18 protein-coding genes and 1 other RNA gene are annotated in these 24,734 nt (G+C 42.5%); 3 read left to right on the top strand and 16 right to left on the bottom strand.

The genetic code is table 11. From position 1 onward, the window contains the following. Nucleotides 1-24: 24 nt before the first annotated feature. The 7 genes from msrB to DFP82_RS11320 all read right to left on the bottom strand — a co-directional run bounded on the left by msrB (nt 25) and on the right by DFP82_RS11320 (nt 9,851). The gene (gene msrB, locus DFP82_RS11350) at nt 25-1,248 is read right to left on the bottom strand and encodes a peptide-methionine (R)-S-oxide reductase MsrB (protein WP_110923840.1); all 1,224 of its coding nucleotides are present in this window, start codon (nt 1,246-1,248) and stop codon (nt 25-27) included. A 291-nt stretch (nt 1,249-1,539) separates the two neighbouring features. Further along, nucleotides 1,540-2,859: an iron-containing alcohol dehydrogenase gene (locus DFP82_RS11345; RefSeq protein ID WP_110923839.1), complete on the bottom strand. Its 1,320-nt coding sequence runs from the start codon at nt 2,857-2,859 to the stop codon at nt 1,540-1,542. Between the two features lie 409 nt (nt 2,860-3,268). After that, complete coding sequence (locus tag DFP82_RS11340) at nt 3,269-4,939, bottom strand: ABC transporter ATP-binding protein (protein WP_110923838.1); 1,671 nt, start codon at nt 4,937-4,939, stop codon at nt 3,269-3,271. 1 nt (nt 4,940) lies between these two features. Next, nucleotides 4,941-5,972 (bottom strand): ABC transporter permease, encoded by a 1,032-nt coding sequence (locus tag DFP82_RS11335; RefSeq protein WP_220034745.1) that lies wholly within the window; start codon nt 5,970-5,972, stop codon nt 4,941-4,943. Between the two features lie 50 nt (nt 5,973-6,022). Next, nucleotides 6,023-7,093, bottom strand: coding sequence for a microcin C ABC transporter permease YejB (yejB, locus tag DFP82_RS11330; protein ID WP_110923836.1), 1,071 nt, complete (start codon nt 7,091-7,093; stop codon nt 6,023-6,025). A 58-nt stretch (nt 7,094-7,151) separates the two neighbouring features. After that, complete coding sequence (gene gloB / locus DFP82_RS11325; protein WP_110923835.1) at nt 7,152-7,931, bottom strand: hydroxyacylglutathione hydrolase; 780 nt, start codon at nt 7,929-7,931, stop codon at nt 7,152-7,154. Nucleotides 7,932-8,018: 87 nt separating this feature from the next. Next, entirely contained in the window at nt 8,019-9,851 is a 1,833-nt protein-coding gene (locus tag DFP82_RS11320; protein WP_110923834.1) for an extracellular solute-binding protein, read from the bottom strand. Between the two features lie 255 nt (nt 9,852-10,106). Between DFP82_RS11320 and tnpB the strand changes: the two genes are divergently transcribed. After that, nucleotides 10,107-11,261, top strand: a complete 1,155-nt coding sequence (gene tnpB / locus DFP82_RS11315; protein WP_110923833.1) for an IS200/IS605 family element RNA-guided endonuclease TnpB — start codon at nt 10,107-10,109, stop codon at nt 11,259-11,261. A gap of 221 nt (nt 11,262-11,482) precedes the next feature. On the opposite strand, the gene serC is transcribed toward tnpB, so the two are convergent. The 5 genes from serC to ffs all read right to left on the bottom strand — a co-directional run bounded on the left by serC (nt 11,483) and on the right by ffs (nt 17,720). Further along, a complete protein-coding gene (gene serC, locus DFP82_RS11310) occupies nt 11,483-12,607 on the bottom strand; it encodes a 3-phosphoserine/phosphohydroxythreonine transaminase (RefSeq protein WP_110923832.1) in 1,125 nt (374 codons plus the stop codon). Between the two features lie 167 nt (nt 12,608-12,774). Further along, nucleotides 12,775-13,626 carry a hypothetical protein gene (locus tag DFP82_RS11305; protein WP_110923831.1) on the bottom strand — a complete coding sequence of 284 codons (852 nt, stop codon included), beginning with the start codon at nt 13,624-13,626 and terminating at the stop codon, nt 12,775-12,777. A 156-nt stretch (nt 13,627-13,782) separates the two neighbouring features. Continuing rightward, nucleotides 13,783-16,659, bottom strand: a complete 2,877-nt coding sequence (locus DFP82_RS11300; RefSeq protein ID WP_110923830.1) for a M48 family metalloprotease — start codon at nt 16,657-16,659, stop codon at nt 13,783-13,785. Nucleotides 16,660-16,731: 72 nt separating this feature from the next. Further along, nucleotides 16,732-17,328, bottom strand: a complete 597-nt coding sequence (locus tag DFP82_RS11295) for a LemA family protein (protein ID WP_110923829.1) — start codon at nt 17,326-17,328, stop codon at nt 16,732-16,734. A 295-nt stretch (nt 17,329-17,623) separates the two neighbouring features. Beyond that, an RNA gene (gene ffs / locus DFP82_RS11290) (signal recognition particle sRNA small type) lies at nt 17,624-17,720 on the bottom strand. A gap of 261 nt (nt 17,721-17,981) precedes the next feature. Between ffs and DFP82_RS11285 the strand changes: the two genes are divergently transcribed. Beyond that, nucleotides 17,982-18,695, top strand: a complete 714-nt coding sequence (locus DFP82_RS11285; RefSeq protein WP_110923828.1) for an SIMPL domain-containing protein — start codon at nt 17,982-17,984, stop codon at nt 18,693-18,695. A gap of 139 nt (nt 18,696-18,834) precedes the next feature. Here DFP82_RS11285 and DFP82_RS11280 read toward each other — a convergent pair whose 3' ends face one another. The 4 genes from DFP82_RS11280 to glnA all read right to left on the bottom strand — a co-directional run bounded on the left by DFP82_RS11280 (nt 18,835) and on the right by glnA (nt 23,269). Continuing rightward, a complete protein-coding gene (locus DFP82_RS11280; RefSeq protein ID WP_245905712.1) occupies nt 18,835-19,587 on the bottom strand; it encodes a DUF4124 domain-containing protein in 753 nt (250 codons plus the stop codon). Nucleotides 19,588-19,757: 170 nt separating this feature from the next. Then, nucleotides 19,758-20,546, bottom strand: coding sequence for a hypothetical protein (locus DFP82_RS11275; protein WP_110923827.1), 789 nt, complete (start codon nt 20,544-20,546; stop codon nt 19,758-19,760). Nucleotides 20,547-20,595: 49 nt separating this feature from the next. Continuing rightward, a complete protein-coding gene (locus DFP82_RS11270; RefSeq protein WP_110923826.1) occupies nt 20,596-21,387 on the bottom strand; it encodes a hypothetical protein in 792 nt (263 codons plus the stop codon). Nucleotides 21,388-21,859: 472 nt separating this feature from the next. Continuing rightward, the gene (glnA, locus tag DFP82_RS11265) at nt 21,860-23,269 is read right to left on the bottom strand and encodes a type I glutamate--ammonia ligase (protein ID WP_110923825.1); all 1,410 of its coding nucleotides are present in this window, start codon (nt 23,267-23,269) and stop codon (nt 21,860-21,862) included. 797 nt (nt 23,270-24,066) lie between these two features. Here glnA and DFP82_RS11260 point away from each other — a divergent pair. Further along, nucleotides 24,067-24,690, top strand: coding sequence for an anthranilate synthase component II (locus DFP82_RS11260; RefSeq protein ID WP_110923824.1), 624 nt, complete (start codon nt 24,067-24,069; stop codon nt 24,688-24,690). The last annotated feature ends 44 nt before the right edge of the window (nt 24,691-24,734 follow it).

The raw sequence follows: 24,734 nt of genomic DNA, 5'->3' as shown, positions 1-24,734 counted from the left end.
TTCTTATTTCAGTTCTGTCAAAAGTTAAGAAGCAATTGGTTGTACGTCATCAATCCAATCACCGTAACCTTCTTTTTCCATATCTGCTAATGGTACAAAACGCAGTGCTGCTGAGTTCATACAGTAGCGCTTGCCTGTTGGTGCAGGGCCATCATCAAACACGTGACCGACATGCGAGTCAGCATAGCGACTACGAATTTCAGTACGAACGGAGAATATACCGCGATCTTCTTTTTCAACGACCATATCTGTACTTAATGGACGAGTAAAGCTTGGCCAGCCTGTTCCAGACTTGTATTTATCACGAGAAGAATACAGCGGCTCACCTGATATGACATCGACATATAAACCAGGCGCTTTATTATCCCAGTATTCATTATCAAAAGCGCGCTCAGTGCCCTCTTCCTGAGTCACCTTATACTGAATATCACTGAGTGATTTCTTTAATTCACTCTTCGCAGGTTTTACAAAGGTCTTTGAATTAAAACCAGTAGTAGCCACTGCGGTATTTGAAGGTGTGGTTGATGTATTTGCTGTCACACTACCAGCAGCTGGTTTGAACTGACTAAAGTCCAACTCATAGTTTTTACCATATACGCTCTCGATAAACTGGTAGCGACCAGAGTTGAAGGTATACGCTTTATAACGAAGTGGGTTCTTTTTATAGTAATCCTGATGATAATCCTCTGCCGGGTAGAAGGTGCTGGCAGGAACGACTTCTATCACCACTGGCTTGTCATAGACGCCAGAGTCTTGCAGCGCTTTTTTCGCCGCTTCTGCTGTTTGCTTTTCTTGTTGATTATTATAGAAAATAGCAGGTCGATACTGGGTTCCACGATCTACATACTGGCCGTCAGCATCGGTTGGATCAGCGATACGCCATAATGCTTGTACTATGCCATTATACGTTATTTTCGTCGGATCATAATATACTTGTGCCGCTTCCGTATGACCGGTACCACCTGCCGATACCTGTTTATAAGTTGGATTCTGAGTCTCACCACCTGTATAACCTGATACCACTTCCACAACACCAGGTATTTTCTCATAACCCGCTTCTACACACCAAAAACAGCCGCCAGCGACTGTCGCCACAGCCAAATTAGGATCTGTAGGCGCATAAGGGTTATTACCAGTGGTTGGTGGCGTGGTCTTCGCAGTATTTTCAGTGGCAGCACAGCCGACAAAGAAGGTACTGCTCGCCGCAACAACCATAGCAGCGACCTTGGTGTTTAGTTTGAGGTTCATTAGAATATCCTAAAAATAATGTTATGGAGTGAGGCTACACAGTTATCATAACCCCTGTGTATCACTGGAATACACCTAGTTTGTTATAAAAATTTAACGTAGATTAAAAACTCTGTACTTAAACTGAACAATCATCGTCTAATATTTTTGGTTTAAGCTATTTTTTAGGTTTTTACTTTCCGAATAGCAGTTTTTTGAATATTTATAAGCTAAACCCATACAGCGTAATAATAAAAAAAGAGCACGCTACACTGGTGGTAGCATGCTCTTTTTATACCGCATTTATATATCTTAGGCTACTTTAGTACTTTCCGTTTTGTCATTCATACAGTGATCACTTGCCTGCTTGATCTTTATCAAGATATCTTTTATTTCAGATGCTGTGAGATAAAGTGGTACTGCATAGGTATCACTGACCTCTTTTGCAGCAGCTTTAGCAATATTATCAAAATCACTGGTTTGTAAGCCATCAATAGTGGGATCGATATTTAAGTCTGTAATTAGCTCACGTACTTGAGCGATTAGATGATCGGTTATCGCACTATCAATACTGTCACTTTCAGCTGCTTGCTCCGTTTTCACCATGCCTGTTTTTCTAGCCAATGCCGCCAGTCTTTTTTGGCTTGCTTGACGGTTCACGTCCAAAACGTAAGGCAATACAATAGCATTTGCACGACCATGAGGAATACGATAATACGCCCCTAATTGATGAGCAATCGCATGCACATAGCCGAGGCCCGCTTTATTAAAGGCGATACCACCATAGTGAGCCGCTACACCCATCGCTTCTCTTGCTTTCAGGTCGCCACCATCTTTATAGACTATCGGTAAGTAATGCATAACAGACTTGACCGCAGAGGCCGCATAATAGTCGGTCTCTACACTAGCGTTCACACTCATCCATGCCTCTAACGCATGTGTCAGTACATCGATACCCGTATCAGCGGTAATATGGGCTGGCATGCCTTTCATAATAACCGGATCAATCGCGGCTGCTAATGGCACCATTCTAGGATCAATAGAAAGTGCTTTTTGATGCGTCTTGTCATCAGACACTACCGCACCAAGCGTGGCTTCTGAGCCAGTGCCCGCCGTCGTCGGCACACAGTACAATGGAATGGCGGGTTTTCTTGCTTTGAGGATACCAATGAGCTGCTTAGGTTCGCAGCGATTACCCTGCGACATCGCCATCATTTTGGCAGCATCAATGACCGAACCACCACCGATGGCGATGATTGCATCACACTTTGCTGCGATAGACTGGCTTAGACCTTCTTCGATTACCGTAAAAGTAGGATCTGGTGTAACACCATCGTAGACATGATAGCTGATATTCTTTGCCTCTAAATATTCAGTGACTTTCGCAGGTATACCAAGCTTATTTAATACCGCATCAGTGACAATAAAGACATTGGTGCTGCCTTCGTTGATGAGCATATCGCACAGCTCATGACAAGCAGACTCACCGACGAACAGCATTGGTCTTCTGATAGGAATGACGTAAGAAAATGCCTTCAGCACTTTGGCGCGAGTCTTAGCAACGGCGACATACCCTGCATGTTGCAATCCAGCGTTACCTACTAATCTAGAAATACTATTTTGCTTCTTCATGGGTAAACAGTCCTTTTAATAATACCAAAATAGTAATAACAACCATTTTAATCAGCGACTAAAAGCCATTAGTAAAATAGCAGCACATCTATAGTTGATTCAGTTTAAAAGAGATACAAGGCAACCGAATGCAGATGTATATGTAATACTTCAAGCGAGGTTAACGCTGTCACTCTTTTATAGAGGATTGGATACGGTGTCAGTCTCGCTTAGTCTACGACTTGTAGTACTTTCACTCGGCTTCCTTGTATCCAAATTATATTGAACTAACTATAGTGTCAAAGTGAGCCTTAATATTTACGCTAAAAAATCACTTTCTAACCGTAGTTTATCACTGCCATCTATATGATATCGCTATTAATATGAACTGCTACAGTCAATTCCATTTATGTAAGGTCTGATGTCACGACTAAGTGCTACTCGCCTGTAGCAAACGCCTAACATAAGGATGTTGTGGGTTATAAAAAACATCTTCAGTACTCCCTGACTCCACACATGTACCGTCTTTTAACACCATGATTTTTTGACATAGCGCCCGCACGACTTTTAGGTCATGGCTGATAAACACATAGCTGATTTGCAGTTTTTGTTGAATCTCACGTAGCAAGTTAACCACTGTCACCTGCGTGGTACTGTCGAGCGCGGAAGTCGGTTCATCCAATATTAATAGACTTGGTTGCATGATAAGCGCGCGTGCGAGTGCCACACGTTGTCGCTGACCACCAGACAACTCATGCGGATAACGCTGTGAAAACTCAGCTGGTAGATGTACGGTAGCCAGACTATCAATGACCGCCTGCTGACGAGTGGCCTTATCGACACCTTGGACGAGCAACCCTTCCTCAACGATTTGCATCACTGTCATACGAGGATTGATACTGGCAAATGGGTCTTGAAATACCATCTGAATCTGCGAACGGAAAGTGCGCAGTTCACGTTTCGATAATGCCGCAATATCTTGCCCATTGACAACTATCTGTCCGTCAACACGCGCCGTGTTACCAAGTAACTGGCTTAAAGCAAGCGCCGTCGTCGTTTTGCCAGAGCCGGACTCACCCACGATACCCAATGCCTGTCCTTTATGCAGCGTTATATCTAAACCTTTAACCGCTTCAAACCAACGCTTGGTACCACCAAATAGACTTTTTTCCATTGGAAACTGTACTTGTAGCGCGTTTACTTGCAGTACCGTTGACTGCTCACTTTTATTATCATCCAATATAGTCAATGCTTGACCAAAATCCTGCTGGATAAGCGTGCGGGTGTATTCCGCTTTAGGCTGATTAAATACAGCGGCCGTTTGTCCTTGCTCAATCGTTTTTCCTTGGCGCATAACGATGACATCATCACTGTAACGCCTGACCAAATTGAGATCATGACTGATAAGCACCATCGCCATATTATGCTGACGCTTTAGATCATCTAACAGCTCAAGAATCTCATGTTGCAACGTTACATCGAGTGCCGTCGTCGGCTCATCAGCGATTAAAATATCAGGCTGCTGTGCCAATGCCATCGCAATCATGACACGCTGACGCTGACCACCTGATAGCTCATGCGGATAGCGATTCAATTTATCAGCAGGATCGGTAATATTGACATCGTCTAGCAAGGCGATACTTTGTACGCGCCATTGCTTTTTAGGAATGCCACTTAAACGCAGTGACTCAGCAATTTGTTTAGCAACCGTATGTAGAGGGTTAAGCGCAGTCATTGGCTCTTGAAATACCATACCAATACGCTGCCCACGCACAGCACGTAATGCCGTGTTCCGCCCTTTTTCATTAGCTATCGGTAAGATTGTCATACCTGCTGAATCTGCCAGCTGCACCTTGCCCGTAATGGTTAAGCTATTTGGTAATAATCCCAGCAGCGCGAGACTGGCTATTGATTTGCCAGAACCTGACTCACCAACAATAGCTAAGGTTTGCCCTTGTGTGAGCTCATAAGACAGTGCATCAACCAAAGCCACGCCCACATCGGTATGAATACTGAGCTTATCTACCGACAGTATGACTGTGTTTGTTTCCTGACCATCATTTTCATTTAATCGGTTGTTTTTAGCAGTCGTCATTGTCATATTAAGATCGCCTCGGATCAAATGCATCACGCAGCGCTTCGCCAACGAAGATGAGTAGCGATAAAATAAAGGTCAAACTGAAGAACCCAGATAAGGCCAGCCACGGTGCATCCAGGTTATTTTTGCCTTGTACCATCAGCTCACCAAGTGATGGTGAACCCGGCGGTAAACCGTACCCTAAGAAGTCTAGTGCCGTTAAGGCAATAATATTCGCCGTTAAAATAAAGGGCAATTGAGATAAACTTGAGGCCAAAGCATTCGGCAAAATATGTCTCAGCATAATCTGACTGTCCGACACACCAAGATTGCGAGCAGCTCGGACATAATCAAAGTTACGCACGCGCAAAAACTCTGCCCGTACCAAACCCACCAGACCCATCCAGCCAAACAATAACATCAAGGCAAACAGCATGGTGATACTCGGACTGAATAAACTGACCAGAATAATAATCATAAACAGCTGAGGCATCCCGCCCCACACTTCCATAAAACGCTGCCCGATTAAATCAACCCAGCCACCGTAATAGCCTTGGATAGCACCGACAATGATACCTATCAATGCGCCTGCAAGTGTCAATGCCAAGCCAAATAGTAAAGACACTCGCAACCCATAAAGTATGCGTGCCAGTACGTCACGGCCTAAGTCATCCGTACCAAGCCAGTTTTGGGCGTTAGGTGCCGCTGGATAAGAAATGCCTAGCTCTACGTTGGGTGTCTGATCAGCAAATGGAATCGGCGGCATAATATAAAAGCCCTGCTCATCAATCAATGCTTGCACCGCAGGATCTTTGTAATTTGTTTCGGTTTCAAACACACCACCAAAAGTCGTTTCAGGATAAGCCTTTATAACAGGAAAGTAATAGTCACCTTGATACTGCACCAGTAGCGGTTTGTCATTGGCAATCACATTGGCTGCCATACAAATGGTAAATATCAGCGCAAAAACAAATAGCGAGATAACACCAAGGCGATTTTGGCGAAAACGGTTTAGGCGTGCCTGCCAGATAGTATTTAGCCGACGTTTTTTTGGCATAGAAACAGTAGAGTCAGATGAGGGCATTGAAGGTGATGGATGACTTGACATTAGCGCCCCTCAAAATCAATACGGGGATCAATCAGGTGATAACTTAAATCGCTGATTAATTGTAATAACAATCCCACCAAGGTAAAGATAAATAACGTACCAAAGATTACTGGATAATCGCGCTGTTGAATGGCTTCAAATCCGAGCAAGCCTAAACCATCTAATTTAAAGATAATCTCAATCAGAAAATTACCAGCAAAGAAAATACCAACGATAGCGGCTGGAATACCAGCGATAATGATTAACATAGCATTACGGAAAACATGCCCGTATAACACTTGCCGCTCTCCTAAACCTTTGGCACGAGCAGTAAGTACATACTGCTTACCTAATTCTTCTAAAAAGCTAAATTTGGTCAAATAGGTCAAGCCAGCAAACCCACCGACCGTACTTGCTAAGAGTGGCAACGCCAAATGCCAAAAATAGTCTTTCACTTTGCCAAGGGCGCTTAGTTGGTCAAAGTTCTCAGAGGTTAGCCCTTGTAGTGGAAAGATATTCCAATAACTGCCACCCGCAAAGAACACCAGTAGTATGACGGCGAATACAAAGACAGGTATCGCATGACCGATAGCAAGCAGCATAGCCGTTGCTTTATCAATCCCAGAGCCATGATGCATGGCTTTATAGACCCCGAGTGGAATCGCTATCATATAAATTAGCAGGGTACTCCATAGCCCAAGCGAGATTGATACTGGTAGCTTTTCTACAATGAGATCGGTCACTGTCTGACCTTTAAAAAATGACTCACCGAAATCTAGCTGGGCATAATTTTTTAGCATCAGCCAAAAGCGCTCGGGGGCCGATTTATCAAAACCGTATTGCGCATTAATCGCTGCCACCATCTCTTCAGATAGACCACGCGTACCCTGATACGTGCTGTTATTGCTGCCTGCACTGCCCGCGCCAATGTTACCAGCCAGCGCATTGTCTTTTGCGCCTTGTTCAATAAGCGCCAGCTGCTGCTCAACAGGACCGCCGGGGGCTGCTTGTACAATGACAAAGTTTGCGAGCAATATTAAAAATAGTGTCGGTAATATCAACAATAATCTTTTTAAGATATAACGACCCATAACAGCAGCTTCCTAGCATAACAAACATGACGATAGAGAAAACGAGCGGTGAACACAGTTAGAAGTTATTTTTTAGTTCACGTAGAGCAGCAAATACGGTCAAAGACTTATCATCGTTAATGCTCATTTTAGCCTTCACGCCTGCTATCACACTTGGCTCTTGTGTACGTAAGAATACATTGACCATACGCTCATGCTCTAGGGTCACAGGTAATGTCGGCATACCCTGTGCGGTTTGCGCTTCTGCTTGTGCCAATGCTTGCTGCATTGCCTCATTAGCAGGCTCAATCGACAATCCAAAACGTAAGTTACTGGCCGTATATTCATGCGCAGGATATAGTAGCGTCTCAGCAGGTAGACCATTCAAACGCTTAAAGCTGTCATGCAATTGCTCAATCGTACCCGTAAATACACGTCCGCACCCTGCACTAAATAGCGTGTCACCACAGAAGCAATGCTTGCGCCCATCGATATCCAAGATATAAGCCACATGACTGGCGGTATGACCAGACACATCCCAAACTTGTGCGGAGCAGCCCCATGCACTTACTGTACTGCCATCTTTGATGGTTTGATCTTCATCGACATTATGCTCAGTATGCGCCACTAGGTGCGTCATCGGATAAGACTCTTGTAGCGCTGCGACGCCGCCGATGTGATCATGATGATGATGCGTGGTCCAAATAGACGTTAGCTCTAGATTGTTTTCTTCTAAGTAAGCAATGACAGGTTCAGCCTGACCTGGATCAATGACAATCGCTTGCTTATTGTTTTCATTAATCAATGTCCAGATATAATTGTCATTGAACGCTTTAATCGGGTGAATACGAATACTCATGGTAAATCCTTACGAATAGTTATCTCTGTTGCTTAATTTTTATCAAACGTTTTTGTGAAACGCTTTAACATTCAAAATTGTTGATTTTTACTTTTTTAAATAGGTATTAATACGAGCTTCTGCTGCTTTGTCCGTCCACCAGTAGTCGATGCCGACAGCATTGGTAGGCAGTTTTTCTGTATGGCGGTATTGATTCCAGTAGGCGACGTTGGTGCCCGACTTTCCATATAGTGGCACTAAATAATGACCAGCACGTAATAAGCGGTCTAGCACTTGGGTATATAGCACAATCTCTTCACGGTTCTTAGCACGACCCAACTTGTCTATGACATCGTCGATTGCCACGTTTTTAATACCCGCTGTATTTCTATTACCCGCTTGGTCAGCTGCCGCACTACCCCAAAAGCTCGCCTGTTCAGCGCCAGGTGATAAACTCTGCGCAAATACATCCACCACCATATCATAATCAAAATTGCGCATACGCTCATAATATTGTGGACCATCCACTTGACGCAAGGTCGTATCAAACCCTAAACGCTTCAAGTTGCGAATGTATGGCAACAGCACTCGTCCCATGGTTTCGCCTGTCATCAAAATCTCAATTTGAGCAAGCTGTCCATCAGGTTGATACAGCTTCATATCCTCATAGTAGAAACCCGCATCTAGCAATAGCTGCCGCGCTTTTAATAGCCCTTGACGATTAAAACCGCTACCATCAGTAGTAGGCAGCTGCCACTCTGCCAATACAGCCTGACGTTGTATTGGTTCAATCTTGGATAACAAAGGGGTAAGCACTTGCATCTCAGCAGCCGAAGGCGTATCCGTGGCAGCAAGCTCCGAGCCATGAAAGAAGCTCTGTAAGCGCTCATACTGCCCATGAAATAAGGTTTTATTCATCCATTCAAAGTCATAAGCTGCCGTCAATGCCTGACGAACACGAATATCTTGAAAAATTGGCCGACGCATATTCATCACCAGACCTTGCATTGGTACTGGATTTTGACTGCTTATCGTCTCTTTGTTAATTAACTTCGCTTTTACTGCAGGGAAATTATAACCAGTTGCCCAATTGGACGCTTTGTTCTCAGGGCGGAAGCGATATTGACCAGATTTAAACCCTTCAAACGCAATCTCATCACTTTGATAATACACAAACTTAATCATATCAAAGTTGTAGCGACCACGATTGACCATTAAATCACGTCCCCAATAGTTGGCATCGCGTATATAGCTGACCGCTCGCCCTGCATCTACACGTCCGAGCTTATAAGGACCACTGCCCATCAATGGCGTTAGACTAATCTTCTCAAAATCAGCATCGATAGAGGATTTGGCAAAGATAGGAAACTGCCCAACCGTTAATAAGATTTCTTTATTCTCATCAGACGCAAAGACAAACTTCACTCGTTGTTTATCCAGAACTTGAACGTCTTTAATATCACCCAAATAGCTGCGAATATACATCGGCCCTTTGTTCAATATCGCATCATAAGTGGCTTTGACATCATCGCTAGTGACTGGCGACCCATCCCAAAAACGTGCAGCAGGATTGATATGATAAACAATCCAACTGGTATCATCAGGGTCATACGTCACCTTGCTTGCCAGCTGCGGATACATCGTAAATGCTTCATTTAATGAGCCAGTCATCAGAGTATCATACAGATAGTCGGTACCAGCCATTGCCACACCAGTAGTCATCCATTTATTGGCAGCATTAAAAGTGCCACGCGCATCGAGCGAGAGCGTGCCGCCTATCGGTGCATTTGGATTGGCATAAGGCATGAATGGTGCGTCAATATAGTGAGTAGGACTATTATGACCAAGCGCAGTCGTGGTGATTGGCGCTGCGATACTGACAGGTATACAGCTCACTGCGGCAATTAGCATTATGGCTTTTAGCATGGTGTTTTTTATCATAATAAAGTTATAACAAGCCCTTTTGCCAAACCGATGAATATATTTAGAATGTATCTAGTGACTGCATGCTAATTGAAAACTCACTAAGCATGATAAGTTGCACAAAATTTATCATAACAAACTTCAGTTTTTTAACATCTTAGCGCAGAATTCCCCTACTTCTAAAGTAGTGGGATGAATGCGTTATTAATCACTACCCTTAGTGCTTGTGGTATTATAATTAATAATTATACCACTTATTCATAATAAGCCTCTATGCCCACGCAAATTCTAAAAGCCCATAAAGTTAGACTATACCCAAACGAGGATCAGCAGATATTTTTTGCCAAGTCGTTTGGCTGTAGTCGTTTTATTTGGAACAAGATGCTTGGCGATAAAATAGACCACTACAAGGCCACAAAAACCACCTTAAACAACACACCTGCTCAGTATAAAAAAGAGTTTGAGTGGCTAAAGGAAGTGGATAGCTTAGCATTGGCTAATGTGCAGCAGCAGCTAAGAGGTGCTTACAACAAGTTTTTCAAGCAAAGCTCAGGTTTCCCTAATTTCAAGAAAAAGGGTATTAGGGACAGCTATACCACCAACAATCAAAAAGGAACGGTAGCGATCACAGACAGCACCGTTAAACTACCCAAAATAGGCCATATCAACGCCAAGTTCCCCGACAAAATAAATGGTCTGATTAAGAGCGCCACCATTAACCGCACCCCATCAGGTAGATACTACGTCAGCCTATTGGTTGAAACCATCGTTAACGCATTACCAAAAACCCAATCAAACATCGGCATTGATTTAGGATTGACAGACTTTATCGTCTTATCAGACGGTACAAAAGTTGCCAATCCTAAGTTTCTATCGAAACTGCAAGACAAACTGGCTCGCGCACAAAAGATTTTAGCCAAACGCAGAGCGATTGCTAAAGCGGATCAGCGCAAACTGTCAGAGAGCCGTAATTATCAAAAGCAAAAACTTAAAGTCGCTAAAGTTTATGAGAAAATAACCAATACCCGCAAAGACTTTCTACATAAGCTCTCATTCAACATCATCAAAAACCACGATGTGATTGCCATAGAGGACTTGAATGTAAAGGGTATGGTTAAGAACAGGAAGCTTGCCAAAGCCATATCGGACAGCTCATGGTCGTCATTCACCACCATGCTGGCCTATAAAGCAGAGTGGTACGGTAAAACGCTTGTCAAAATAGACCGCTGGTATCCATCCTCTAAGACCTGCTCAAACTGTGGTCACTTGCTAACGAAAGCTGAATTACCGCTGTCGGTGCGATCTTGGAATTGTCCAAGTTGTTTGCAAGAAAATGACCGCGACCTTAACGCCAGTATCAATATCTTAAATCAAGGATTGCTACTGGCTAAACAATCAAAAACTGTCGGTGCGACAGGGTTAGCTTAGTAAATTTGCCTAACCGCTGATACAATACATTGTATCAAGTATGGGCATTACCTAAGAAATCCCTACCTCTAAGGTAGTGGGTAGTTCATCCTAATGGTTTGCCATGCAAAATGTGTGGTATTACAAACCATTCGTCTATCCACCAAGCAAACATGCTGATTTTAGAAAAAAAAAGACGCAGCTCATAAAGTTGCGTCTTTTTTTCTAAAACTGGTGCTGATTTAAGCGTGCTTTTTTTCAAAGGCAATCATAAAATCAACCAGTTGCTGTACCCAGTCTAGTGATACGGCATTGTAGATGCTGGCACGCATACCGCCCACATCACGGTGACCTTTTAAGTTCATCAAGCCTGCCGCGGCTGACTCTTCTAAAAACACTTTATCAAGACTGCTGTCTGCCAAGGTAAATGGCACATTCATAATAGAACGATGTTTAATAGCTACTGGATTGTTATAAAAATCGCTGTCATCAATCGTTTTATAGAGTAAGTCTGCTTTTTGCTGATTAATCTTGCCGATAGCAGCCACGCCGCCTTGCTCTTCTAACCAATCAAAGACCAGTCCTGCCAAGTACCAAGAATACGTCGCTGGCGTGTTTGACATAGACTCTTTTTCAGCCTGATGCTCGTAGTTCATTAGCAGCGGACACCACTCACTCACCTGCCCTAATAGATCCTCACGAATAATCACAATAATCAGTCCTGCCGGACCAATGTTCTTTTGTGCACCCGCATAAATCATCCCAAACTTAGAGACGTCAATTGGCTGTGACAAAATGCAAGAAGACATATCAACGATAATCGGCGCATCAACGGCTGGCGGCTCAAATATTTGCAAGCCATGAATGGTTTCATTAGCACAATAATGGAAATATGCTGCGTTTTCACTCAATTGCCACTCACTTTGATCAGGCACATCGGTAAAGTTACTTTCTTTACCTGTTGCGACCACATTAGTCTCGCCCAGACCAAGTTTGGCATAGCGATCAGCTTCTTTGATTGCCTTACCTGACCAAGCACCTGTCGTTAGATAATCTGCGCGCCCACTATTTAATAGGTTTAATGGAATCGCTGAAAACTGTAAGCTGGCACCACCTTGTAAAAATAGCACTTTATAATTATCTGGAATGTCCATCAACGAACGCAATTTCGCTTCAGCTTTTTCCGTAATAGCAATGTACTCTTTACTACGGTGACTTACTTCCATGACCGACATACCGCTTCCCTGCCAATCAAGCAACTCGTCTTGAGCGCGTGATAATACAGCAGTTGGTATCGTAGCAGGCCCCGCTGAAAAGTTAGGCACACGGTTAGGAGCGACGGTATTGATAGTTGATGTGGTGGTCATAGTCATTATCCTAAATATGATGAAATCATCGTTGTTTGTTGGAGCGTAAAAGTTGCCTATCAAAATCACTGTAAAAGTGACTTTCGTTGTTTTTATTTGCTAATGTCTGTTTTTTTATGCCGATAGTTTATACAAGTAATTTATGACCACACCAATGGTCAGCTGGCTTAACCAGATAACTTTTCCCACAGCTGGCGCTTTAAGCTGCTATCAGCGAGCATTTCATCTAACGTGGGCACAGCCGTAAGCGTCGGATGCTCAAGCCCTTCAGGCAATTCAGTCAATGCTACCACTTGTATTTCTTCACTGCGACCAATTTTAAAGACATACCCAGCAAGACTGGCATTGGCGAGCTCTGCGGTATCCATTCCTTCACAAATAGGAAAAGAGGTGGTCTCACAAGTGATTGATAACGCTTGGGTGATATTCTGCCATAGCTTTTGACTGTCATTGTTGAGTGCTTGGATATCAACCAAAACCACCCAGTCGCCATAACGACCGCCTTGCAAGTCGAATGGTGCTATTTTTTTAAAGCTCTCATCGTTGTTTATATGAGCAATAGGGCTCTGCTTGATAGCGGCAGTAGTTTGCTGAGCTATGTTATCTACGAGAGGTCTAACTGCCACATCAGGAGTAGTGGTATCAAAACTATAAGTGACAGGGCTTTGTTCATTAGGTGATTTTAACTCTACATCACTAGCATCATGGTAATAATTGCGCGTGGCGTCATCATCGATGGCCGCTGATACAGAATCAGCAAATGCTATATTTGACATTTCGATGCTCGCGGCATTATTACTTTGCTGCTCTATACTTGGTTGTTCAGTGTTAGTAACAGACGACACAGCCTGAGTAGGCGTATCAATTGTAGAATCAGGAATAGTAGGCGCAGAGATATCTGCCATATTGATAGTGGCGGAGCCTGGCTGCACCCACTGATTGATACCCATCATCGCTAAAATTTGGCGCTGCTGCATACGATGTTGCAATACAATTAGCGGGTCTGCAATGTCACTCATACGTCTTTACTATCCTACTCATCTAAGATGGGTTTACAGAATATCTGTATTAAAAAATGTCAAATAACAACTTAAATCATGCAACTTCTGGCCAGCCCAATACGTGTCAAAAAATGCTTACGCACTTCACTCAGTAACATCACTCAGTCATAGTATTCAAAAGAGCTTTCGAACGCCTAACCAGCGCTCTGAAAGCAGCATTAAGCAATCATACTCATCTTGGCTGACTATCGTATCGTGTAACATCACTGTATGCAATGTACTCAGCCATTGCTGATAATTATTGTAGGTGTAACTCTCACCAGTCGTATCATTATAATCTATTTGCTTGAGGCTCTGTTGTCTCTCTTGATAATTATCACTGCGTTTGGCAGCTATTGCAGACGACTTAACGGTAGAGGCTATGCACACAGGCACATTCTCTATCAAGGCCAATAGCTGAATACTATTGAGGTTTTGTGCCATCAACAGCAACCACTGTAGATTGGCATCGCTAATGGCTGCTAAAGCAATATCAATCAAGCGTGCATGGCGGCGCAAGTCCACGATATAGTGGGCCACACTAGCATCGTTATAGTTAAGTATTGAACTATCAAGCTTTGAACTATATAGCGCTGATGTCATTTGGCCTTTGACATCTTTTGACAAACGATATGCCAGTAAAATCAGCATTGTTCTCTTAACATCGTTCAGTCGAGCAAACACTTGACCTGAAGGATCAAGTTGAGCATATATACCCTTTGTGCCAGCTCTCAATGTGTGCTGCCATGACTCATATTTTCGTACATGTGACTGCTCATCACTTAGCACCGTAGATAGTATCGGTAGCAGCTGTTGTAAATGTAGCGCTTGCCATAGTGACAAAATAGAAGGCGTCCAAGATGTACCACTTTTGGCGTCAGCTGATTCTGACTGAATACTATGCGTAAGAAAATCTTTATCCGTCATCTTATCCGCTAAGTCTATACTCAGGTCAGCAGTTAACTGACCATTAAAGAGTTCAGTGATACCTTGTTGATAGCGCATGAGCATCATACGACATTTTTTTTGCTGACTATAATATTGATAGCTTTCATTGCTGTGGCTGCTCTCATGCTTCAAACGTAGCTCTGCAATCACGCTTTCGGATAAATTATGCTGACTCAGATTTTTTATGACAGTTGTGATTAGCGCACTGTCTAATCGTCGATCAATACTCGCTACGGTTTCTATCAATTTATGGTCGATGGCATGCGGTAGTATTTGCGCTTGGCGATGATCATCGGTTTTTTTGTTAGTAACTTCGTACCAAATGTCAGCCAAGTCATAAGTGCTTGTCGTTACTAGAGCTTGACCCTGATGGCATAGCATCACCGCCTCAATCAAGGCCTGTGCGCCTAACGGGTGGTGACTGTGATTGAGCACATACTGTGGCAGCGAGACTTTTTCAATATCATTAATACTAATCAGCGCTGCTGATGGTAAATCGCTATCAGGTTTTGCCTGCCAAGGTTTTAACCGTTCATGGATATCCATATCTTGTGGCTGTATTTGTAACCGCCCATCAATGACAACATCCTCTGCTACAACGAAATCCAGCCCTTTTTCTTCTTCCTCTACCCCATTATTCAATGCTTGAGTAGAGAGTAGCTCTGCGTGGGGTAATTGTTTGTCAGTATTTTCTTTTTTATTACTACTTAGGCTATTTGTTTTTACTTTCTCCACGTCCCCAAGTCGACGCTGCTCATATATTTCTTTTATTTTTTGCTGGTTGATGCGTTTCTCTTTGGCAACTTGTACGGCAAACTTATGGTAAGCATTGGCATTAATAGCACCCATACGCTCAGACAAACTGGGATGAGTCGCAAACCAAGAGACATCCCCCAGGTCTGTGCCACTACTGGCAAAGAAAAAATGACTGAGTCCATTGATATCAGTGATACCTGTCAAGCGTGAACCAAGTGAATCTTGATGAATGGCTTTTAGTGTCTCCATAATCGCAGGAGAGCGCGTCAACTGCACACTGGTCGCGTCGGCAAGCAGTTCACGCTCACGATTGAAGCTATGTTTGATTAACTGAGCACTGGCCATGCTCGAAAAGCTCAACCCATGTAACAACAATGTCCAAACGCTACGAGGCGCTTGGCGATCTACTACCAGTTTTTTTTGTAGCCATTTCGACTGAATTTTTGCGGTTGACTGTTGATTTTGCGACTGGCTCTGCCAGTACGCCACCCACTCACTATGAGTGGTAAAGCTTGCGGTTTTCGCTTCGGTACTACGAGCATGATTATCGATGGACTTTTGTGATAGATCGAGGTTTTGATTGACGGCATTATCAAAATAATTGCCATTACCGATAGGATCGCTCCAGTCATATAGTATCTGCAAGCCTGCTAATACTACCATCAGCTGCAGATTGAAGGTGGCATCGCCATGGAGGATGTGACCATACTCATGTCCGATGAGCCCGTACAAAGCCTCATCAGACAACTTATCCAGTGCACCTTGCGTCACGACCAACACCATATCCTGACTGTGCCGACCCGCCACGAAACCATTGATACCCTGCTCATCAGGCAGCACATACAGAATAGGCATACTCAAGCCTGATGCAATGGCCAGCTGCTGCGCAATTTCATAATAGCGACGGTAGACTGGTGGAAAATCACGCTCATCACGCACCGCAATATGATGTGCACTATAGCGAACCTTTTGTATAGGCTCATGCTGATGAGCAATCCCCTGACTGTGCTCCCAAGCGTCTTGGCTATGATCAATAAACAATCTAACAGCACCTACGCGCTGAGCAATAGCACGACCGCCCGCTTTTAGACGACGATACTCTAAAAAACTACCACCAGCGAAGCTACCTAATGTCCAGATAATGACCAGTACTAATGCCCAATAATAAATACCACCCGTAAATAACGTGAGCAACAGTGCCATGACACCGAGCGCCACTGCCATATGCGCAAATACAATGAGAAAAAATAGCCCATAGAGCAATAGACTGCGCTGAGTACGTGTGCGCTGTTCACCAAAAAAATCCATCTACTTGTCTTACCTAAACTTTATGTTGTCTAAATTTTATACTATCTAAACATAGCCGAACGCATGTGAATATCAGCCCATATTGACAACAGGGGCTTGAGCAATCGCCTTTCTGTCTTCAAACACCAACTGACTTAATGGGCGAAAGCCAAAAGTAGTGCTCACCAGATTATTGGGGAATACTTCGCGATCATTATTATAGAACATCACACTATCATTATAGTGTTGACGCGCAAAACCAATCCGATTCTCCGTATTGGTCAGCTCATCCATCAACTCTTTAATCATACTGTCTGCTTTTAGCTCAGGGTATGCTTCGACGACAGCTGAAAATTGTCCCAATGCTTTGGACAGCATACTCTCTGCTTTGGCAAATAATGCCATATGTTCCAGTGAGTCTGGCTGATGTTTACTCGAGTCCTGCAAGCTTTGGGCATGATTACGCGCGCTGATGACACGAGTAAGCGTTTCTTCTTCATGCGTCAAATAACGCTTGGCCGTCTCAACGAGATTTGGAATCAAATCATGACGGCGTTTCAGCTGCACATCGATCTGAGCAAAACCATTTTTTGCTTGGTTGCGGGCGCGTACCAATTTATTAAATATGGATACCCCAAATACAACCACTAACACCACAAAGGCAATAAACAGCCAGACAAACATCTTCATAATCAAATCCTAAAACGTTTCGTATTGACATTAAGGCCTGTTGAATACTCCACCATGGCACTAACAGCGACTATTGGTGAAGACTCAACACACTCTAATATTACTAAAAAGTTAATACATTGTATTTTAACTCATATTAATCAATGAAACTTCGCAATTGAATAAGAAATCGAAATATAAATTGGATAAAATTCACGCAAAAAAAAGCCCTTTACAATGAAGGGCTTAATACATAATACGAGTGTTTTTGACTGATTATAAAACCAATTATCAAATTTTAGGCAAAAAAAAGCGACTCCAAAAGCACATCCTCGGCACACACTGTGACTATTACCGTTGCTACCTTCCGGTCCTGGCGGGATTCATAGAACAATGTTGCGAGGCTACCAATGGAGCCACCAGTTGCAAATTATACAAGATTTTTTTAATTTTACAACCCCTATCGTAAAACTGTTTTTGTAAGGCAAAAAAATCAGTAACTTAGGTGACAAAATTATCACAGCATCGCGTCTGAATTTTGCTATGTTAGTCTATAAAGCTGAGCATGATGGATAGCAACTAACAAATAAAATGCACTGCTTTTAATAGAGAGAGACAGCGTTTAATGATGGCTTCTCTCTTTATCATTGATATAACTCACTGAGGAGATAGTAATGAAAACCACTCTACTAAACAAAGCAACCCTAACGACTGGCTCTGCACTTCTACTAACCGCTATGATGGGCAGCGCGCATGCAGAACCAACTGGCTACGACCAGCTTACTTTTCAAACAGAAGTAAAAGAAGAAGTGCAAAATGATGAAGTACGAGCCAGCTTATACAAAAAAGCACAGGCAACTGACTCAAAAGCATTGGCCACCACGCTCAACACCTCTATCAACAATGCCATGAAAATCGCCAAACGCTACCCTAGCGTCACTGTCAGCACAGGACAGCAGCGCACTTACCCTAGTTATGATAAAAACAACAAAATCATAGGCTGGACAGGACAAGCCAATATAGATTTGAAGAGTACTGACTTTGCCGCGACCAGCCAGCTCATTGCTGATCTACAAGAAACGCTCGTCATGGAAAATCTCAGCTTTGGTGTGTCAGACACCAAAAAAGATGCGCTAGAACAGAAGCTAATGACAGATGCCTCTCGCGCGTTTCAACAACAAGCTAAAAACTTAACTAGCGCATGGAGTGCTCGCGGCTATCGTGTGGTGAACGTCAACCTAAATACAGGTAGTAACTACCCGCGTCCAATGTATAGCGCCATGAGCATGAAATCAGACTCACTTGAGTCAGTACCAAGCCAAAGCTTTGAGTCTGGCAACAGTACGATCTCAGTGACCGCAAATGGTACGATTGAGCTGACTAAATAAATCAACTTATACCAGCAGTTGGTTCGTTCATAAATTGAACTATTCATACTAAAAAGGCAAGCATCATTAGGGTGCTTGCCTTTTTTCTTAAGCTGTTATTTATGCTGTCGTTATTCATCATTCATCAATAAGACAAGCTCTAATCACTTTGACGTAACTTTAATAATAGTTTTTGGTACAACGATAGGTTCTGATAAGCCAACAGCTGCTCTGCCTTTCTTTTATTATCTTGCAAGGTTGTATTGTTTTGGATGACATAAACGGTTCGTGCTACTTGTTGTAGGGTTTTACCTTTCTCATTGGTCACAACTGCCGTGATACTGTGCGATCCCGGTAAAATATCTACCGTTGGGATGGAAGCATTAAGACCCTGCGCCACCTCATTACCATCCAAGTAAATACTCACGTTATCGCCTGCTTGTAAAGATGGCTTTACTTGTACATTTACAGCGATATTTTGCGCTGGACGACGATAAGCACGCTCTTCGCTAGGCTCAGTGATCGTAAGCTGATAATTGACCGCGGTTTTGACGGTTGAACTATCAGCATCAGGTGTAATCGTCGTCTCTGTGCTGGCAGCTTGCGCAGTACTGCTAGACTGACCACTCGTATTGCTATTGTTACTTGAGTTAAGCGTATCACTTCTAGTCATCACGCTGGTCTGAGTGACTTGCTTATCCGCTTGCTGCTCATAATTCTGTGGACGGTCGGTAAAGGTCACTTGACCTGTCTTTTCATCAACGACTTTGTAAATAGCAGAGGCATTTGCTAAAGGGGCGTAGAGACTGGCTGTGAAGACTAGCAAGCCTGTGAACAACATCTTATTTTTTGTATGACTGCGTATGGTCATGGCGGTCTGAATCAAACGGGAATGTTTTGAGAGTGAGTGCATAGTCAGTCAACCTAATAAGTGCGCGTATTTAACAAATATGATAGTACCATTATGGGGTATTTTTCAGCGAATAACACTAGGGCGTGTCTTCAATCTGAGTATTAAACATTGAAAGCTTCATAGCAGTGCCTGTTGTTATAATTATAATGACTGATTCAAGTACGCAGTATTTACTCTATTGGCGATATATTCCACGTTTCTATCAAATCCCATATCACAGTATCAATCGCTTGTGCTTGGTCAAGGTTTTTACGATCTGTATACCAGTTGATTTCTATACCGCTATAGATAGGTTCTCTTGACTCTACAGTTACAGGATAATTCTTAAATGTTGGGATATAGTAAGAGAAGCCTGAAACAAGAGGGTTGGTAGATTCACCAAAGCACCTTCTTTGATTATCATGCTTTCCCTTAAAACGATAACAAGTCATCCCATTATTAGTCTCTGCAGAATCAGCATCCAACTCTAGCATTGAGTAATTATCAAAAGACTGCTTGGTATTTCCCCCTAGAGAATAATTATTTACGACAACCTTCACCTGATCAGGATGATCTAAGGTGTCATTAGAATTAACACTGTTATCTGTAGCCTGTACCCATGAGCCGTTGAGCATGAGATTAAACTCATACCCTCCGCCTGACGTTTTAGAGATAGGCATGTCTCTTGCTTCTGACTCAGTTATCTTGTCAAAACTTGCGGGCTGATAATCAATAGGGAATTGACCAATATAACGCTCAGACTGTGGCCGATAAAAATCTCTTTCTACTCGTTCATTGTGTGTGACAAAATGCTCTCGCCTTTCTCCGACTTCAGCCTTCAAAATAAGATGGTCATTAATCTTCCAAGTAACGATATCGCCCTCTTTATAAGGATCTTGCTTTTTATCTTGTTGCATACAACTTATTTGAAACAGTGACAAGGTTATTATTACTAAAGAGCTTAACGTTGAAGTCTTCATGGTAGTGCCTGTTGTTATAATTATGATGGCTGATTCAAGTACGCAGTATTTACTCTATCGACGATATATTCCAAGTATCTAATAATCGCCAAATGGCAGCATCAATCACTTGTGCTTGGTCAAGGTTTTTGCGATCAGCATACCAGTTAACTTTTACGCCGCCATAAATGTATTCTTTAGATTCTACGCTCATTCGCATTGTCATATCTTTTGGTATATAAATAGCAAAGCCTGAGATCAAGGGGCCTGAAGAGTCACCAAGGCATCTTTGATGACCATAATATTTTCCTTTTAATTGATAGCAAGTTATCCCATTATTTGTTTCTGCAGAATCAGCATCTAATTCTGACATTAGTCGGTTATTAAAGAATTTCTCGGTATCTTCTTCTACATAAGTAGTATTCAGAATAACCTTCACCTGATCAGGGTGATCTAACGTTTCATCGGACACAACACTCCTGTCCGACGCCTGTACCCATGAGCCATTGAGCATTAGATTAAATTCCAAGGCTTGCCCTGGCATAATTGGTGTTACTGGCATCGCTAGCGCTTCTTCTTCGCTAATGGTGTCGAATGCTTTGGGCTGATAATCAATGGGGAACTGACCGAGATAATGCTCTGCGTGTGGACGATAGAACTCAGACTCTCCTCGTTTAGAATGATTCTCAAGCGAATGAGTTCGCCTCTCCCCTATTTCAGCCTTAATTATCATCTCACCCCATAGTAACCAAATAACGATGTCGCCCTCTTTATAGAGGTCTTGCTTTTTTTGTTGCATACAACTTATTTGAAACAGTAACAAGGTTATTATTACTAAAGAGCTTAACGTTGAAAGCTTCATGGTAGTGCCTGTTGTTATAATTATGATGGCTGATTTTGAAACATTGAGCGTTACGACCAGTATTTATTATCGATTATTCATTCTTATAACATTCACAAAAATTAGAGTGGCAAGGAAAACAAGTGCAAGTACTACGCATTGTAGACTAAACGAGTTTGACACAGCTAATCGTATTTTTTGGGTTTGGTATTAATCTCTTATTTTGAGATAATTATTAGGGCGTGTCTTCATTTCAAAAATGGTGATAAAAATGAGATAAATTGCCGTCAAACAAGGAAAATAGCGCAGATAATATCGGGATATTAACCAGCTATTTGATGATGTTTGGCAAGATTTAGCCATTTTCAGCCCATTTAGATGACTATCGAGTGAATTAAAGACACGCCCTAGTTTAAATTCCACAAAAAAAACCAGCTAAGTTAACCTTAGCTGGTTTTTTTGACTCAAAATAACTGAGTGCTTTAGCGACTAATTAGCAGCTGTAGTACATGTCAAATTCAACAGGGTGTACAGTTACGTTCAGACGCTGTACTTCTTCTTCTTTCAATGCGATAAACGCTTCTAGCATGTCTTCAGTGAACACATCGCCTTTTAATAAGAAGTCATGATCGTCACGCAATGCTTGTAGTGCTACATCTAAGCTCTCTGCAACCGTTGGGATTTGTGCTTCTTCTTCTGGTGGCAAGTCATACAAGTTTTTGTCCGCAGCTTCGCCTGGATGCATTTTGTTTTGGATACCGTCAAGGCCGGCCATCAATAATGCAGCAAATGCTAAGTAAGGGTTCGCTGTTGGATCAGGGAAACGGGCTTCTACACGTACTGCTTTAGGGCTGCTCACGTGTGGAATACGGATAGACGCTGAACGGTTAGATGCTGAGTAAGCAAGTTTAATAGGCGCTTCATAATGTGGTACTAGGCGCTTATAGCTGTTGGTCGATGGGTTGGTAATCGCGTTCAAAGCACGAGCATGCTTGATGATACCACCAACGAAGAACAAAGCTGTTTCAGACAAACCAGCGTATTCATCACCAGCGAAAGTGTTTACGCCATCTTTAGCGATAGACATATGCACGTGCATACCTGAACCGTTGTCACCAACGATTGGCTTAGGCATAAAGGTTGCTGTTTTGCCAAACTGATGCGCAACGTTATGTACCACATATTTCAACTGTTGAACTTCATCTGCCTTACGTACCATCGTGTTGAATGCTACGCCAATTTCAGACTGGCAAGATGCTACTTCGTGATGATGTACTTCAACGCTACCTGCACCAACGATGTCTTCGATACGCTCACACATGATTGAACGCATGTCTTGTGAGCTATCGATAGGTGGTACTGGGAAATAGCCGCCTTTGACACGTGGACGATGCGCCATGTTGCCCCACTCATACGTCTCGCCTGTTGACCATGCTGCTTCTTCAGCAGTGATTTTATGGCTAACACCAGACATATCAATTGACCACTTCACGTCATCAAAGATAAAGAATTCAGGCTCAGGACCAAAATAAGCAGTATCACCAATGCCAGTAGACTTTAAGTACTCTTCAGCACGGCGTGCGATAGAGCGTGGGTCACGATCATAGCCTTGTAGCGTTGATGGCTCGATAATGTCACAAGTAACGACAACGGTAACTGAATCAAAGAACGGGTCAACAAAAGCGGTTTCTGGATCTGGGCGCAAGATCATATCTGAGGCTTCAATACCTTTCCAGCCAGCAATAGATGAACCATCAAACATCTTGCCGTCTTCCATTACTTCTTCGTCAATGGTATGTGAAGGAAAGCTGATATGTTGTTCTTTACCACGGGTATCGGTAAAACGAAAGTCAACCCATTTAGCATTTGTTGATTTGATAAGGTCTAGTAATTTGTTCGACATAAATAATCTCCGTTGTGTTGATCACGTTATTGCGATTTAAGGTGACTGATGCAATTTACTGGTTCAAGAATATCAGCTGTGTTCTTAATACTAAATAGCGCCTTCAATATTATGCTTATTATCAGCACTGTCAATGTCTTTAGTCAAGACATCCTTTTAATGCTTATTTTTCATTCTAACAACATATAACTCACAATAGTAAATTCTTCCGGCACTTATTAATAATTATTTTTGAATCAATTTTCAGCCATAAATAATCATGAAAGTAGTGGTGCAAACGCTGTGCCAACTTATAAAAATAATAATATTTTAGACAATCTCCATCAACTTAATTCGCAATTATTACAATTACCTATAACATGATTTATTCTTTATCAAGCATAGCCTATCAACGATCCACACGGCTATTATTTCTCATTTACAGGTATAGAACATCATATTATTGCACTCTTTCAGTGCTAAATAACTGCACCATTAACGAACAATGTTCTTTTTTAGTGCACGCCCTACAATTAAAAAATATCAAACAATCCAAAACCAAAGATTCATCACAAATATTTTGTCAAAAGTATTGTGAGGTAAAATAATTTTTACGCATGACTTACTTGGATAGCCTGTACCTTACATTTGATAGACCACAAAATAATGGTAAGATAACCACGCCTGACAAACGTATGAATACAGAAGCACTTGCGTCAAAAATTACTTGAATCAAGAACCAAGAACCAAGAACCAAGAACCACTATAGATAAATATAAGTCTAAAAAACATAATCACATCCATAAGTTGAAAATCCAATGATTTTGATGATCGATAATTACGACAGCTTTACGTACAATATCGTACAGTACTTCGGTGAATTACAGCAGGACATCACCGTCTGGCGTAATGATCAGGCTACCATTGAACAAATTCAAACCCTTGCACCAGATGTGATTGTCATCGGTCCTGGCCCATGTGATCCTGATCGAGCGGGTATCTCTCTAGCAGTTATCGAAACATTCAAAGGTATCATACCGATATTGGGTATTTGCTTGGGTCATCAGGCCATTGGACAAGCCTTTGGTGGTCAAGTCATCAAAGCTGGTGAAGTCATGCATGGTCGGCTATCGGCCGTCTACCATAACGGTCAAGGTGTGTTTTCTGGATTGCCTAATCCATCACAGGTCACCCGTTACCACTCGCTCGTCATTGACAAACGCAGCCTGCCCGATTGTCTTGAGCTGACCGCATGGACACAGTATGCCGATGGTAGCATTGAGGAAATTATGGGCATTCGCCATAAAAATTTGGCCATCGAAGGGGTGCAATTCCATCCTGAGTCTATTTTGAGCGAGGCCGGTTATCAGTTGCTCAATAACTTTTTGCAAACACATAATTTGGCCGTACTGGCCTCGAACGAGTTACCACAAGTCGGCTAAGTATCGTTAAAAAATAAATCTAAAATATCTATAATATTAAATTT

The organism is Psychrobacter fozii, from assembly GCF_003217155.1.
Classification (GTDB): Bacteria; Pseudomonadota; Gammaproteobacteria; order Pseudomonadales; family Moraxellaceae; genus Psychrobacter; species Psychrobacter fozii.
This window is presented reverse-complemented; position numbering and strand designations above follow the sequence as displayed.

What these genes read in the sequence shown, in the direction of transcription:
- msrB (WP_110923840.1), bottom strand. Translation starts at nt 1,248, where the DNA reads ATGAACCTCAAACTAAACACCAAGGTCGCTGCTATGGTTGTTGCGGCG.
- DFP82_RS11345 (WP_110923839.1), bottom strand. Translation starts at nt 2,859, where the DNA reads ATGAAGAAGCAAAATAGTATTTCTAGATTAGTAGGTAACGCTGGATTG.
- DFP82_RS11340 (WP_110923838.1), bottom strand. Translation starts at nt 4,939, where the DNA reads ATGACAATGACGACTGCTAAAAACAACCGATTAAATGAAAATGATGGT.
- DFP82_RS11335 (WP_220034745.1), bottom strand. Translation starts at nt 5,972, where the DNA reads ATGCCAAAAAAACGTCGGCTAAATACTATCTGGCAGGCACGCCTAAAC.
- yejB (WP_110923836.1), bottom strand. Translation starts at nt 7,093, where the DNA reads ATGGGTCGTTATATCTTAAAAAGATTATTGTTGATATTACCGACACTA.
- gloB (WP_110923835.1), bottom strand. Translation starts at nt 7,931, where the DNA reads ATGAGTATTCGTATTCACCCGATTAAAGCGTTCAATGACAATTATATC.
- DFP82_RS11320 (WP_110923834.1), bottom strand. Translation starts at nt 9,851, where the DNA reads ATGATAAAAAACACCATGCTAAAAGCCATAATGCTAATTGCCGCAGTG.
- tnpB (WP_110923833.1), top strand. Translation starts at nt 10,107, where the DNA reads ATGCCCACGCAAATTCTAAAAGCCCATAAAGTTAGACTATACCCAAAC.
- serC (WP_110923832.1), bottom strand. Translation starts at nt 12,607, where the DNA reads ATGACCACCACATCAACTATCAATACCGTCGCTCCTAACCGTGTGCCT.
- DFP82_RS11305 (WP_110923831.1), bottom strand. Translation starts at nt 13,626, where the DNA reads ATGAGTGACATTGCAGACCCGCTAATTGTATTGCAACATCGTATGCAG.
- DFP82_RS11300 (WP_110923830.1), bottom strand. Translation starts at nt 16,659, where the DNA reads ATGGATTTTTTTGGTGAACAGCGCACACGTACTCAGCGCAGTCTATTG.
- DFP82_RS11295 (WP_110923829.1), bottom strand. Translation starts at nt 17,328, where the DNA reads ATGAAGATGTTTGTCTGGCTGTTTATTGCCTTTGTGGTGTTAGTGGTT.
- DFP82_RS11285 (WP_110923828.1), top strand. Translation starts at nt 17,982, where the DNA reads ATGAAAACCACTCTACTAAACAAAGCAACCCTAACGACTGGCTCTGCA.
- DFP82_RS11280 (WP_245905712.1), bottom strand. Translation starts at nt 19,587, where the DNA reads ATGCACTCACTCTCAAAACATTCCCGTTTGATTCAGACCGCCATGACC.
- DFP82_RS11275 (WP_110923827.1), bottom strand. Translation starts at nt 20,546, where the DNA reads ATGAAGACTTCAACGTTAAGCTCTTTAGTAATAATAACCTTGTCACTG.
- DFP82_RS11270 (WP_110923826.1), bottom strand. Translation starts at nt 21,387, where the DNA reads ATGAAGCTTTCAACGTTAAGCTCTTTAGTAATAATAACCTTGTTACTG.
- glnA (WP_110923825.1), bottom strand. Translation starts at nt 23,269, where the DNA reads ATGTCGAACAAATTACTAGACCTTATCAAATCAACAAATGCTAAATGG.
- DFP82_RS11260 (WP_110923824.1), top strand. Translation starts at nt 24,067, where the DNA reads ATGATTTTGATGATCGATAATTACGACAGCTTTACGTACAATATCGTA.